The 13,401-nt window shown below is 32.4% G+C and carries 10 protein-coding genes and 1 pseudogene; 6 read left to right on the forward strand and 5 right to left on the reverse strand.

Going from position 1 to position 13,401, the window contains the following annotated elements; translation table 11 throughout:
• Positions 1-151: 151 nt before the first annotated feature.
• Entirely contained in the window at positions 152-1,249 is a 1,098-nt protein-coding gene (locus V6624_RS17420; protein WP_338839531.1) for a PepSY-associated TM helix domain-containing protein, read from the reverse strand.
• 57 nt (positions 1,250-1,306) lie between these two features.
• Entirely contained in the window at positions 1,307-3,688 is a 2,382-nt protein-coding gene (locus V6624_RS17425) for a TonB-dependent receptor (protein ID WP_338839532.1), read from the reverse strand.
• A 231-nt stretch (positions 3,689-3,919) separates the two neighbouring features.
• Here V6624_RS17425 and V6624_RS17430 point away from each other — a divergent pair.
• Positions 3,920-4,323, forward strand: a pseudogene (locus tag V6624_RS17430) (helix-turn-helix domain-containing protein).
• A 162-nt stretch (positions 4,324-4,485) separates the two neighbouring features.
• Here V6624_RS17430 and V6624_RS17435 read toward each other — a convergent pair.
• Both V6624_RS17435 and V6624_RS17440 read right to left on the reverse strand, forming a co-directional pair.
• Positions 4,486-4,926 carry a hypothetical protein gene (locus tag V6624_RS17435; RefSeq protein WP_338839533.1) on the reverse strand — a complete coding sequence of 147 codons (441 nt, stop codon included), beginning with the start codon at positions 4,924-4,926 and terminating at the stop codon, positions 4,486-4,488.
• A 222-nt stretch (positions 4,927-5,148) separates the two neighbouring features.
• Entirely contained in the window at positions 5,149-5,508 is a 360-nt protein-coding gene (locus V6624_RS17440) for a hypothetical protein (protein WP_338839534.1), read from the reverse strand.
• 358 nt (positions 5,509-5,866) lie between these two features.
• On the opposite strand from V6624_RS17440, the gene V6624_RS17445 reads away from it, so the two are divergent.
• From V6624_RS17445 to V6624_RS17465, 5 genes are all read left to right on the forward strand, one after another.
• A complete protein-coding gene (locus tag V6624_RS17445) occupies positions 5,867-6,766 on the forward strand; it encodes a carbohydrate kinase (protein ID WP_338839535.1) in 900 nt (299 codons plus the stop codon).
• A gap of 367 nt (positions 6,767-7,133) precedes the next feature.
• Complete coding sequence (locus V6624_RS17450; RefSeq protein WP_338839536.1) at positions 7,134-9,311, forward strand: HAD-IIB family hydrolase; 2,178 nt, start codon at positions 7,134-7,136, stop codon at positions 9,309-9,311.
• A 268-nt stretch (positions 9,312-9,579) separates the two neighbouring features.
• The gene (locus V6624_RS17455) at positions 9,580-11,091 is read left to right on the forward strand and encodes a glycosyl hydrolase family 32 (RefSeq protein ID WP_111284216.1); all 1,512 of its coding nucleotides are present in this window, start codon (positions 9,580-9,582) and stop codon (positions 11,089-11,091) included.
• Positions 11,092-11,330: 239 nt separating this feature from the next.
• Positions 11,331-11,921: a Crp/Fnr family transcriptional regulator gene (locus tag V6624_RS17460; protein ID WP_111284214.1), complete on the forward strand. Its 591-nt coding sequence runs from the start codon at positions 11,331-11,333 to the stop codon at positions 11,919-11,921.
• 76 nt (positions 11,922-11,997) lie between these two features.
• On the forward strand, positions 11,998-12,687 hold the full coding sequence (locus V6624_RS17465) for a CPBP family intramembrane glutamic endopeptidase (protein ID WP_111284212.1): 690 nt from the start codon (positions 11,998-12,000) through the stop codon (positions 12,685-12,687).
• Between the two features lie 284 nt (positions 12,688-12,971).
• Here the strand turns inward: V6624_RS17465 and V6624_RS17470 are convergent, their stop codons facing one another.
• The gene (locus V6624_RS17470) at positions 12,972-13,328 is read right to left on the reverse strand and encodes a hypothetical protein (protein WP_111284210.1); all 357 of its coding nucleotides are present in this window, start codon (positions 13,326-13,328) and stop codon (positions 12,972-12,974) included.
• Positions 13,329-13,401: the final 73 nt, after the last annotated feature.

Consider the following 13,401-nt stretch of genomic DNA (forward strand, 5'->3'; position numbering starts at 1 on the left):
CACATTCACGTTCTGTAGGAACGTTTGATATACGCAACCATAAAAAATGATAAAAACCAACGTTCCTCCGAAACGTAAAACAATGACAATAACATAGTTCTACCAATCAAATGTTCCTACGGAACAAAGAGATATTTTACTTGAAAAGATTTTAATTTTTAGTCTTTTTGTTCTTAGACTTCTTCCCTTTCTTCCACCAAATAACAAATCCAGTTATAGGAAGAGAAGCTCCAATCAAACTAACTAAACTCCAAATTATTTTGCCAGTAAGTCCAAAGAAAACTCCTGTGTGTAAATCGTGATTACTTGCTTCGTAAACATCTGCTGCATTATTGTCTTTGTACAATTTGGTTCGCAGTATCTGTCCTGTTTTTCCGTCAAAGAAAAGCGTGTTTTGATTTCTTGCCCAATCATTTGGATACGTCATTCTTAATCGCAATTCTCCCGTCTTTCTTATCGAAAATGAAACTGAAGTTGCTCCTGGATATTTTGCATTAGCACTTTCGTAGATATTATTATAACGAACAGGAATTGTCGTTGAATCTATTTTTGCATTAGAAATCACTTCATCACCTTTTCTTAATTTAGCTCCTGTAACTAAACTTACTCCTTTTTTTACTGTTTCATATTTAAAATACGTTCCTGAAAAAGCAATTAAAAGCAAAAAAATAGAAGCGTAAAATCCGAGAACTTGATGTAAATCAAAATTGACTCTTTTAAAAGAACCGCTCCATTTTATCTTTAAAGATTGTTTAAGCTGACGTCTCTGTTTTGGAAACCATAAAATCAATCCTGTAATCAGCATAATGATGAAAATCACAACCGACCAGCCTTGAATAAATTCGCCAAACTCGCCCAATAATAAAGTACGATGTATTTCTAGTACAGTATTTAACCAATCTGAACCTTGCTGATTTATTAAAGTTCCATCATACGGATTGAAATAATACGTCTTTTTCTTTTTGGTCGAAATTTGAACTGCAGCATTAGGTTCTGCTTTATCAATTTTTAAAGCCGTAATTTTCTGTTTAGGTTCTAGACGTTCGTAATTCTCAATTATAGTTTTTAAACCTATAAATGGCTTTTCCTGAACGGGAACATGAAGATATTCTTTCTGCGAAAAATCACGAATTTCTTCTTCAAAAACATACAGAAATCCTGTAATGCTCACTATAAAAACAATGAGGCCCGATGCTAAACCGAGCCACAAATGTATTTGTCTAATAGTATTTTTAAAACCTTTGGTCATAATTTGCAATAAAATCCAAATGTAGATAATATCATTTGAAATGACGAATTGTAATCCTTAGAATTTAAAGGTAATATTTCCTGTAACTCTCGTTGGGTTTTGAGCCGCTAGACGATATGACCAATATTTTTCATTCGTAAGATTGTCAACTTTTAAACCTAATCTAAATTTTGGCCTGTCATAAAACACAGAAGCATCCAAAACGGTATAAGAAGGAATAGTAAATTTAAAAGTCGTTGTATTCGTTTGATAATATTCGCTTCCATAAATCCCTCCAAAACCAAATCCAAGACCAGAAGCTGCACCTTCTGTCAATCTATAACTTGCCCAAAGATTGGCGGTTGTAGGCGAACCAGCAGTTGTAGGTCTTAAACCATTAATACTCGGATTTGCTTTTGTATATTCGCTGTCATTGTACGTATAACCAGCCACAATATTTAAACCTTTAATAGGATTTGCAATCAATTCAGCTTCAAAACCTTTACTCAATTGCGTTCCGTCTTGAATTTGGAAATTTGCGTGATCTGGGTCGTCGCGCGTCACGTTTGTAACTTTTATGTCATAATAACTGAAAGTCGCACTAATTTTATTAAAGTCAAATTTAACACCACCTTCTAATTGATTCGCCTGATTTGGCTTAAAAGTATTTCCATTAAAATCAGATCCACCAACATTATTGAATCCGTTCATGTAATTTCCAAAGACAGAAACTTTGTCTTTAACCACCTGGTAAACAGCTCCTAATCTAGGAGAAAATGCAGTCTGATTGTAATTTCCAGCAATAGAATCACGGCTTGGATAATACACTCCTTTATTAATGTAACGATCGGCTCTAACACCTGCCATTACCAATAATTTGTCGGTAACATTCAATACATCAGAAACATAAGCGCTGTAAGTTCTCTCGTTATTTGACACCATATTGGTATATGTTGCAGTTTCAAATAACGGTTCTATTTTATTGATTGTAAAATTGTTGTAAGCATCGCCAGGTTTCTTAAAATTAATCGCTGGCATATTTACTGTTGCATCATTACGTGTTGCGCGAAGGCTATAAAAATCTAAACCTGCCACTACTCTATTACGCAATTTTCCTATTTTAAAATCACCGTTGAAATTCTGCTGAATATCAGTACCATAATAAGGATAATCTTGATTTGTAACTTGCTGTCTAAGAGTTTCATTACTTAACATAGTCAAAGCCACAACATATCCTTCTGATGAAGATCTTGTACGGGAAACGATTGTCTGCGAAGTCCATTCTTCTGAAATTTTATATTTCAATTGAGCAAAAATATTGTACTGCTGTCCTGTATAATTTACTGTATTATTGGCAAACGAAAGATTATATGGAATTCCTAATTCTTCAATGCTATGAGCTGTCGCATCTACTTTTGTATAAGGCGTTAATCGCGTTGGAGACGTTCCTTTAGAAACACTAAATTCTGCATCAATTAGCAAAGTCAGTCTTTCGCTCACTTCATAAGAAAAACTTGGCGCAATAAAAAAGCTTTTGTTGAATCCAGCATCCTGAAAACTTCTTTCGCTGTGCAACGCTGTGTTAATTCTAAAAAGAGCGGTTTTATCTTCGTTAAGAGGCGTGTTAATATCAGCCGTAAAACGATTCAAATCCCAATCACCAGCCGAATAAGATACTTCTCCTTTAAAGAAATTAAAAGGCTTTTTGGTAACTCGGTTAAACAATCCGCCAAAAGAAGAAATGGTGCTTCCAAACAAAGTTGCCGATGGCCCTTTAATAACTTCAATACGCTCTAAATTAGACGGATCGATTGAGTTATACGTAAAACTTCCAACTCCGTTTCTTACTAATTGCGGCGTTGCAAATCCTCGAGAGATATTAGTTGTTCTTCCCTGATTTCTTACTTCAGCGATACCTGCGCCTGGAACATTTTTAAAAGCACTATTATAATCTGTAATTACCTGCTCTTTCATTAATTCCTTACTTACAATAGTATAAACCTGTGGATTTTCCATGTTTTTCAGTTTCATTTTAGAAACCTCTTCACTTTCTTTTCTTGCAAATCTGTTTCCTCCTGAACTTACAATTACTTCTTCTAATTTTTGTGAAGTATAAGTCATTTCAAAATCAAGAATAACCTCTGTATTGTTCTGGTCAACGATAACTGAAACTGGAGAAGATTCGTAACCATTTAATTTTATTTCAACCAAATAAGTTCCGAAAGGAATATTTTTTAATTGGTAAGTACCGTCAGAATCCGTTGTAGTAGTTTTATTTAATTCTGAAATTTTAACTGTTGCGCCTTGTAAATAATTTCCGTCTTTAACCAAAGCTTTACCAGAAATTGAACCTACAGTTGACTGAGAAAAAGCCGTTTCTGAACAGAAGAAAAGAATCAAAAAGGCAGTAAACACTTGACATAAAACATTGTTTTTAAGTGTTTTAAAAATTGTTTCCATATAAAATTTGCGATTTATCTTTATTTAGACTGGTTACAAATATATAAACGAGAAGTGACTTCTTATAGAAAGATTAAAATTTTCTTAAAAAATAATTAAGAATAAATATTCTTTTTAGATATAATATCTTACAAAATAATCTTTTATGAGATATTTTTCTATCTTTGAAATTGAGACTTTTTAATGCAAAAGGCTTTATCTTTGAGCCAATAGAAAAATAAATATTCATTTATGGAACAGAAAATTCATCAGGGAAGAAACGTAAAACGCTTCAGAGAAATGCTTAACATTAAGCAGGAAGCATTAGCTTATGATCTTGGAGAAGACTGGAATCAGAAGAAAATTTCTATGCTAGAGCAGAAAGATATTATTGAAGAAAGCTTACTGAAACAAATTTCAGCAATATTGAAAATCCCAGTTGAAGCTTTTCAGAATTTTGATGAAGAAAAAGCCGTTAATGTGATTGCGAATACTTTTGGGATAATGCTTGCGTTGGAAATCCAAATTCGACATTCAACTTTAATCCAATTGAAGAAATCAAAAAACTACACGAAGAAAAAATTGCTTTATTTGAGCGCATGCTGAAAGAAAAAGATGAAATGATGACTAGACTTGAAAAATTACTCAGCAAATAAGCTTTATAAAAATATTAATTGAATAAAAAAAGAGACTTTTATGGTCTCTTTTTTAGTTTTAAACTTTGGTATTTTGATTGCGTTCACGAGCGAGACGCTCGCGCTAGTGGGGGGAGTATTTATAGAAATCTAAAATCTCTTATCACTAACTTTGAAACACTATTATTTTATAATAGATTTAATATAATTCAAAAAATTTATGTCAATCTGATAATTTGATTTATCCACTTCAATTGCAAAGTCATTACCACAAAATTCCTTAATAGTTCCGTCTGAATATGTAATTATCATCTTAAATCGCACATCTATTTGTGGAACTTTTTTATTATTCTCTTTTGCTTCATTTATATAATTTACTAATTTATTTGTAACCTCAAAATCATTTATTACTCTTGTTTTAATACTATTATTAAAGTAACTATCAAAATCTTCACAATCTATTCTCATTGGAGTTTCAACATCTAAATCTTGATAATTTATAACTATTTTATCAATCCTAATATCATCCATTTGATGTTCATAGGTTTTCTTTTTATTTTCACATCCAGTTAAACAAAAAAAATAAAAAAGAAATAATAATATCATAATCGTATGTGTTTTCATTTTCAATTTATTTAGATTTTTTTATAACTATTTCTGGCAATACAATTTCTTTAGTCTTTTCTTTCCCCTGCTGGCGCGAGCGTCCCGCTCGTGCACACAATATTAATTAATTCATATGAATTATAAGAAAGAATCCATTTTTTTAATATAAAACAATGGTATAACTAGAGAAGCCATTCTATGAGGTTTACTTTGATTGCGTTCACGAGCGAGACACTCGCGCTACTGGGAACTAATTATTCTATTAATAGACGGAATATATTTATTAAACTCAATTATCAAACTATCACCTACCTTTAACCCTTTTATATTACTATTCTGAGAGTAATTAATATTTTCGTATCTAAAATTGTATGAGTATGTAAATTCATTCGTTAAATGCCCTCTTCGTTCATAATTTTTTTCATCCGTAACATAAGCAATTGTTTTCTCTGTACTAAATAAATCTAAAATTAAAAGATATAACAAAGGCTTTCTAAAAATAAACACAATAAAGCATAATACAATTAAAAATTTTGCATAATCTTTTCGATATTCTTTAAAATGACTTTTTTTTAAAGTCCGTTTTTTTCTTAATGCCATTTGCATTCTGTTTTATAATACCTACATGATATTTTAATAAACTTTGTTATTTCTGAACAAATATATTTAAAAAACACACTATACAAAAAGTCACTGAAAGAATCGAAAAAAGCAAACAAGATCAGCCTGATTTTGAAACTAAATTATCAAAGCCAATTTGATCGAACGTAATTCTATAAAGAAAATTAAAACGCAATTTTCATCGCTTTTTAACCACTGGCTTTTAGCTATTTACAAGTAAATCAATGCATTTCATTTTAAAAATAGGTTGCACAAACCGTTATTGTTTTTTATTTTTATGGAATCTGATGAAACTCTAATCATCCGATTTAATATTTTAAAATAGGAGAAATTTAAAATGAGCAACGACAAAAAACTAAAAGCTGTAGCTTTCGGAGAAGTACTTTGGGATATTTTTGACAATGAGAAAAAAATTGGCGGAGCGCCTTTAAATGTAGCGCTTCGTATGAAAGCCCTTGGCGTTGATTCTAATATGATTAGCTGTGTAGGAAATGATGCAGATGGAGAAGCAATTATAAATGAAGTCAATAAATTAGGCTTAGAAACAAAAACCATTCTAAAATCTGATGATTTCCCAACGGGTTTAGTAAACGTAACATTGGACGAAAGTAAATCTGCAACTTATGAAATTCTTTATCCTTCAGCTTGGGATAAAATTATTCTAAACGAAGAAGCGAGAGAATTAGTCGTAAACTCAGATGTTTTAATTTATGGAAGTTTGGTCTGCAGAGATGACGTTTCTAGAGAAGCTTTGGACGAATTGCTCAACACTCACACTTATAAAGTTTTTGATGTTAATCTTCGAAAACCACATTATGATTACGAAATTCTACAGCACTTAATGCAGGCAGCAAATTTCATCAAATTTAATGATGAAGAGCTAATGGAAATAAGTGCTGCATTAGATTCTCCTTACAATACTTTAGAAGAAAACATGAATTTCATTTGTTCTTTAACCAATGCCACAGCAATTTGTGTTACGAGAGGAAAAGATGGTGCTTTGCTTTTATGGGATAAACATCTTTATGAAAATGAAGGTTATACGGTAAAAGTTGAAGATACCGTTGGTGCCGGAGATTCATTTTTAGGCGCATTGATTACTTCTCTTTTAAATGGAAAAGAACCGCAAGCAGCCTTAAATTTTGCATGTGCAACGGGAGCTTTGGTCGCTGGATCCGCAGGTGGAAATCCTGAAATTTCAATATTTGACATTGAGAATTTAATCAATAAAAATTAATATTCCTTTAGATATGATAATCAAACCCGACAGGTTTTAAAAACCTGTCGGGTTTCGTTATAAAATATAGAAAGTTAATATTTATGAATTGCCTCCAGCTTTAACTGGGAGGTTAAAATTTCTGCTATAAAAACGCTTTAGCCAAATAATACTTTTAGGCTAAAGCCGTCACCAATATTCTATAACACCTCCAGCTAAAGCTGGAGGCAATTGAAAAAATTGCTTTTATTTAAAACCATTTCCTTTTTATAGTTAAAACATACATCTTTCCTTCTAAACATGGGAAATATGTAAATTTAAAATGTAATTATTTCTTCTTAATCAATATGGGGGCAGTAACTTGTGATTTCAAAATTATTAATGAAGAATGATGAAAAAACTACGAATTTCACTTATCAATATACACGGACTTTTGAAAGGTTCTGGTCTCGAAATCGGTCGAGATGCTGACAACGGAGGTCAGACCAAATATATATACGAATTAGCAGAATTTTTATCGCAACATGAAGATGTAGAACACGTTCATATTTTTACAAGATTAATAGATGATCCCGCTCTTTCGCCAGAATACGCTGTACCTGTAGAAATTATCAATGATAAATTGGACATAAGGCGAATTCCGTTTCTGGGAAAAAAGTACCGAGCAAAAGAACAGCTTTGGGAAGGCCTAGATACTTTTGTGAACGGCGCGATGCAACACATCAAACAGCACAACATTTTCCCAGATTGGATTCACTCTCATTATGCTGACGCGGGTTACGCTGCAGCCGAATTATCAGCAGTTTTAAATATTCCTTTCGCTCACACAGGACATTCTTTAGGATTCTACAAAAAGAAGAAATTAATCGAAAACGGAGAAACAGAAGAAGAACTTGAAAAAAAGTTTAAGTTTAAAGCAAGAATCGCCGCCGAAGAAAGAACATTAGAACTCGCAGAATTTATTGTTACTTCTACCGAACAGGAAATTGAAACCTACAAAGCCTACAAAAACTTCGAACTAGGAAAATACCACGCCATCTCTCCAGGAATTGACACCAGAAAATTTGTTCCATATTATTATCAAGAAAATGATTCGGATAAACAGATGGAAGAAGCGCAACGAAAATATTGGGTTGCCGAAAGCATTTCTAAATTTTTAACCAATCCGCACAAACCTATTATTCTGGCACTTTCACGACCTGATCGTCATAAAAACTTGAATACTTTAATTGAAGTCTACGGAAAAGACAAAGAACTCCAAAGCATGGCCAATCTGGTCATTTTTGCTGGTATTCGAAAAGACATTGCTAAAATGCCCGAATCTGAAAAGAACGTTTTAACCGATTTGCTTCTTTTGATGGATAAATACGATTTGTACGGAAAAATGGCAATTCCGAAGAAACATGATGTTGAAAATGAAGTTTCGATTATCTATCGTTATGCTGCAGAAAAAAGAGGCGTTTTTGTGAATTTAGCCTTGCATGAAAACTTCGGCTTGACCGTTATAGAATCAGCTAGTTCTGGGCTTCCTGTTGTGGTGACAAAAAACGGTGGGCCTTCAGAAATTATTCCTGTTTGCCAGAACGGAGAATTGGTAAATCCGCAAGAAGAAAGTCAGATCAAAAAAGCGCTACGAAATATTTTAACTGATGAAAATCAATGGAAATATTACTCAAATAATGGCGCAATTAATATTCAGAAACATTACAGCTGGGTAAGCCACATCAATCATTATGTAGATTTAATCAATGAAAATCTATCGGTTTCTTCGACTGGAATCAAAAAACAGCATTATCCAAATATTAATATAAGCCGATTGAAAAGAAAAATAGACCACTTATTGGTTTCAGATATTGACGGAACTTTAATTGAACCCAAACTAGCAAATCCAGGTTTGAAAGAATTAAAAGCTCATTTAACCAATCGTACCGATAAAATGGCTTTTGCAATGGCTTCTGGACGCAATTTGTCACTCGTAAAAAAAGTAATTGACGAAGAAGAATTCCCTTTACCCGACTTTATTATTTGTTCAGTCGGAACCGAAATCTATTATACAAACGGAACGGATTATATTTTGGATAAAGGTTGGGCCAAGTTTCTCTCTGGAAGATGGAAAAGAGAAGAAATTGTCAATAAACTGAAAGGCATAAAATGGATTAAACTCCAGGAAGAAGAAGCGCAAAATCCTTTTAAAATCTCTTATTATTATGATAAAGAACATTACAATCATGATGAGTTAATTCAAATTTTAGGAACAGGCTGGTACAAAGTCAATATTATTCCGAGTCACGGGCAGTTTTTAGATTTTATTCCGAAAAGAGCTTCTAAAGGAAATGCCATTAAGTTTTTATGCCGAAAATGGTCGATTCCTTTAGGAAATGTAATTGCTGCGGGGGATTCTGGAAATGATGTTGATATGTTTAGAGGGCCAGTGAAAGGAATTATTGTCGGAAATCGAAGTTCTGAACTTGCCGATTACGAAACATCCAAAAGTATTTATGTTGCTAAAAATTCAGCTTCAGAGGGAATTTTGGAAGGTCTAAAACATTATAAAGTCATAAAATAATTCATTCGGTGAGGGTGGAAAATTTAAACACATAGAAACATAGATTTTATATTTTGAGTTAAAAAAGAGTATTAAAAGAAACTAGTTTTTAACACATAGTAAACGAGAAGTCAACTTTGTCAAAGTTCAAAACTTTGACAAAGTTTAACGGTTAAAAGATCTATGTTTATTTCAACTAAATGAAATGCCCTTTTTCTCAAAATAAAACTATGCTTCTATTTGTTTAAAAAAATAAAAAATATACTAACAGTTTAAAATAAATAATAAAATGTATTCAGGTTCAGGATTTAGCAACTGGGAAATTGGAGATGTTGATGTATTTATAGATGAAAAAGGAATCCATCATTTATTTCATTTAATCATTCCCAATCACGATTATATTGCTCATGCCGTTTCAAAAGATGGTCTTTCGTGGAAACGAGTAAAAAACGCTTTATTTGTTGGCGATCCCGGAGAATGGGACGATGATATGTTGTGGACGATGCATATCAGTAAAAAATCGGATGGTGAAGGTTATGAAATGTATTATACTGGCCTTAAGCGCCAAGATAAGGGAATCGAACAAAAAGTAGGAAGAGCAATTTCTACCGATTTGCTTACTTGGAAAAAAGAAAATCTATACGGACTTCCGTTTAAAAGTGAAGCTCCTCATTATGAAGGTCAAAATAACAATCCACGACAATGGATTAGTTTTCGTGATCCATTTAAATACCAATACAAAGGAGAAGATTATTTGTTAATCTGCGCCCGAAGTGCCTCTGGACCAACATACCGCAGAGGCTGTATTGGTGTAGCAAAAAGAGAAAAAGAAGGTTATGTACTGCAAAAACCGCTTCACATTCCGTATGTTTATGATGATGTTGAATGTCCTTGTGTTTTTGAAATTAAAGGAACGCATTATCTTTTGGGATCAATTCGAGAAGACATAAAAGTTCGTTATTGGTCTTCTGGCGAATTTAGAGGAGAATATTCTGCTTTTCATAATAATGTTTTAATGCCTCAAGGAAACTATGCTGCAAGAGTTGTAAAAAACGGAAAACACTTTTTGGTTTATAATTTCTATTTTGCAGACGGAAACGTCAATACGCATCGTGTGATTCCGCCACCAAAAGAATTGGATGTCGATAAGAGCGGAAGGCTTCTTTTGAAAAGCTATTATTATTGGGAAAAACTATATCAGAAAACCATACTTCAAAAAGATTTGCCTCTCCCCTTACCTATTTTAGGAAATCCGACAGCAGAATTTGTTTTGGAAAATGAAAACAAATGGCGATTTGGATGCCGAAGCGGTTATGAAATTTATGGCTTCGAAAAACCTTCAAACGATTTTGTTTGGGAAGGAACATTGTCTGTTGAAGGAATGGGAAAAACAGGCTTTGTAATTGAATGTGATAAAGAAGGAACCGGATATTATATTTCGATTGATTTTATGAATGGTTTCGTGCAATTTAGAGCATGGGGATTTAATGAAAAAGATGTCAAGAATAATTTTATCTTTGAAAACATCCAAACCAATCAATTCGAAATTAGTGACGAAAAACAGATTTCCTTCAAAATTATCCGCTACGGAAATTATTATGAACTTTCGATAAATGACATTGTAAAACTAACTTTATTGGATTTTAAATACAATGAAGGAAAAGTAGGGATTTATGTCTGTTCGGCTGTAATTTCGATAAGCAATTCTAAAATTCACGTTATTCCAGAACCAGAAAACGAATATGCAGCTTCTGATCCTGAAAAATATGATAATGAACTTCAGCCAAATTCTTTAATTTAAACAATCATTGCAGTTAAATTTAAACACATAGAAACATAGAATTTCTGGTACTTAAAAAAGGCATTTTCACTTATATAATAATTCACATAGTTTTTCGTGCTGAACTTTGTCAAAGTTTTAAACTTTGACAAAGTTGTCGTAACAATCTTCACAAAAAATATAAAGAACAGGATAAGAAAGCTGTTTTTATTTTGAAAGATAAAACTTATATTGGCGTTTCAAACTGATAATTTTAAAAAATGCCACATAGCCCTTCTCCAGAAGATGTAAAGAGAATTTTCGAAAATTATTTTACTGCCGATATGAATATCTGGGCAGGATTTTCGGAGAAAATTAAAGTTCGTGAATTTGACAAATCTGAAATCATAAAAGATTATCATAGCGTCGAAAAATATCTCAATATTATAATTAAAGGATCAGCTGGACTATTTGTTTGGGATGGTAAAAGAGATATTTGCATCAATCTTCTTTATGAAAAGAGTTTTATTAGCGATTATATGTCTTTTCTAAATCAGAAGCCATCAGTTATTAAAACAGAAGCTTTAGAAGATTTAACGCTTTGGTCCATTTCGCTTCAAGATCTAAATGAATTGTACCAAAGATCTGAAACAGGTTTACGAATCGGAAAAGCTATTTCTGAAATACTTTATGTGCGTAAACAGCAAGAACAAATTAATCTATTGACGCTTTCTCCGCAAGAACGTTATTTAAAACTTATAGAAGGACGTCCAGAAATTTTTCAAAGAACACCTCTTAAAATCATCGCTTCATATTTGGGATTGACGGCAGAAAGTTTAAGCCGAATTCGAAAAAGAGTTATGGAAAAATGATTTCTTACCCAAAGTCAATTTTATTTTCATTTTCACTCGCTAAGTTTGCTTCACTAAACCAAACAAATTTAAAACGATGAAAAATAAAATCAACTTTGGCGCTATTATAGTTTATTATGTAATTGCTGTAATCTGCAGATATGCAGCCGTTAAAACTAATTTATTATCTGGAATAGAAAATCCATATTTAGTAATTTTACTTCGCGGTGTTGGTCCAGCTTTGGGTGCTTTGGCAGCAATAAAAATATTCTCTCTTAACAATCCAATGTCGTTAAAAGGAATTTATAAAAATGCAATTGTTCCGTTTGCCGTTTATTGGATTCTTCCAGCTGTTTTAATTGCAGGTGTTTATTATTTCACAATCGGTAAATTCCCAATTTTACTTATGTTTACTGTTTTAGTTTACGGACTTTTAGAAGAAATCGGTTGGCGTGGATTTTTGCAAGAACAATTAAAATCGCTTCCTAAATTTACTTCAATCTTGATTATTGCAATACTTTGGTTTGCATGGCATTTAAATTTCGAAACAACTCCAAGCAATATGATTTTCTTCGGAATCATTTTCTTTGGAACTTGGGGAATCGGAAAAGTATATACTTCTACAGGATCGTTATTGGCAGTTGCAGGAGTGCATTCTCTAAACAATTTCTTCCGTAATGGTTTGCATGAAACAGAACTTACTTTAATCGTAGTTTTATTAGTAATATGGGTTGGTTTTATTATTCTTTATAACAGAAAATTTAAAACTGTAGTAAATCCTGCATAGACTTTAAACCCCAAACTTTGTCAAAGTTTAAAACTTTGACTTCAACAAACCTTTATCTTCAATAAAATAACCACAATCATTGTCATTTCGACGAAGGAGAAATCTCCACAAGTAGCTCCGCAACGAAAATCCAATCTTTGTCGAGCTTCTCGCGGAGATTTCTCCTTCGTCGAAATGACAAAAATGTGAAAACCAACTTTATAATTTATCTTTCCTCGAAGTTCTTTACTCCCACTTTGACAAAGTTGACTCCCAATTTAATACGTGTTAAAAATTATTCTCCCTTAATTTAACCGTTCTGTAGTTTCCATTCTCAAACAATGTTCACTTCCTAAATACAAAGGATTTCCATGTTTCTCAGACCAAAATCCGTCTAAAACATCTTTTGTAATACATCTATAAACCGCAACTCCTTTATAGGTTTTATTGTCATCGCCTTTGTAACTAAAATTAATGACCAAAATATTATCTTTAAAGAAACCAGTTCCTTTTTGTTTATGCGAATTGATAAGCCAATCTGCCTTTATGCGATTGTTTTTATCTAAAGTCAGCGTCAAAACACCTTGGTATGTTATTTCATTACTTTCGTCCTGATTGCTTCCAGAAATGGAATAAGTACCTACTAAATCTTGTATTGTCATTTATTTAACCGCTATTTTTCAGCAAAAGTAAAAATTATCTTTTAAATCATTTTTTTTCTAATAAAAACGCATT

This window comes from Flavobacterium ginsenosidimutans, from assembly GCF_037478105.1.
GTDB lineage: Bacteria > Bacteroidota > Bacteroidia > Flavobacteriales > Flavobacteriaceae > Flavobacterium > Flavobacterium ginsenosidimutans.